Source organism: Actinosynnema sp. NPDC023658 (genome assembly GCF_040639995.1).
Lineage (GTDB): Bacteria > Actinomycetota > Actinomycetes > Mycobacteriales > Pseudonocardiaceae > Actinosynnema.
Window position 1 is genome coordinate 1 of record NZ_JBFAAX010001346.1, and the last position, 1272, is coordinate 1272.

General features: G+C 75.2%; 1 protein-coding gene. It reads right to left on the minus strand.

Translation table 11 applies throughout. From position 1 onward, the window contains the following. Nucleotides 1-1222: beta-ketoacyl synthase N-terminal-like domain-containing protein (locus AB0G02_RS40855; RefSeq protein WP_360806117.1), on the minus strand; the 1222-nt coding region annotated here is incomplete at its 3' end. Nucleotides 1223-1272: the final 50 nt, after the last annotated feature.

The following is a 1272-nucleotide window of genomic DNA, read 5'->3' on the forward strand; positions in this document are numbered from 1 at the left end:
CGGCGCGGTGGTGCAGCGCCAAGGTTGCGGCGGCCAGCGCGAGGGCGTCCACGGCGGCGTGCGGCCTGCCGAACCGGATCGTCGGGTCGTACCCGCCGGCACCGACCACGAGCCGCGCGTCGACCTGCTCGTCCAGGATCGCGAGCACCACGTCGCCGTCGGCACGGGCGCGCGAAAGCTCTTTAAGCACCAGCACGACCGCGCCGTCACCGGCCTCGTCACCACGGCTGACCGCGCGGTGGATCGGCTCCGCGGACAGGTCGACCGCGCCGACCAGCGCGCTGTCCGCCTCGCCCACGGCGATGGCGTGCGCGGCGAGCCTCAGGGCGGTCGTGCCGGATGCTTCCTCGTCGAAGACGGTGAAGCACGGGCCGCGCAGGTCGAGCTGCGAGCCGATCCGGTTGGCGACCACGTTGCCCATCAGGCCGAGCGCGGCGGGTGCGTCGAGTTCGGTTCCGAACGCGTCGGCGACCTCGGGCATGCGCCACCGCGCGCCGTGCCGGGCGGCCTCGGGATCGCCACCCGCGCCCATCACGACCGCGGTGCGGTCGGGGTCCAGTCGAACGCCTGCGGCGGCCTCGCGTGCCGCTTCCAGCGCGAGCACCTGCTGGGGCAGGGCGGCGGCGAGGTCCTTGGGCGGGAACGCCACGCCGTCCAACCCGATCTCGATCCCGGTCCGCGTCGGCGCGACCGGCAGGTAGTCGAGGAGGGCGGCGGTGAAGTCCGCGGTGTCACGCCCGTCGCCCACCCGCGCGCCCACCGCGACGATCGCCACCCGCCTGCGCTGCCGCTCTCGACCCGTCACCGGCTCGGCTGTCGGTTCGACGTCGCCGGGATCGAGCACGACGTGGGCGTTGTTGCCTCCGAAACCGAATGCGCTGATCGCCGCACGCCGCATCCCGGGCCACTCCTCGGCGGCGGACAACACCCGCAGCGGCGTCCCCGCGAGGACGGGCGACGGCTCGTCCGCCCCCGGTGACGGTGGTCGCACACCGGCGCGCATCGCGGCCATCACCTTGATCAGCCCGGCCGCGCCCGCCGCTGTGACGAGGTGGCCGAGGTTGGCCTTCAGTGATCCGATCGGCACGTCCGCGCAGCCGCCGAAGACCTCCGCGACGCCGTGGAGTTCGACCGCGTCACCGGTGGCGGTGCCGGTCGCGTGGCACTCCACCAGCGACACCGACTCCGGGGGCAAGCCGGCCGAGGCGTAGGCGGCGCGCATCGCACGCACCTGGCCGGCCCGGTCCGGCGCGAGCAGACCCCGGCCGCGCC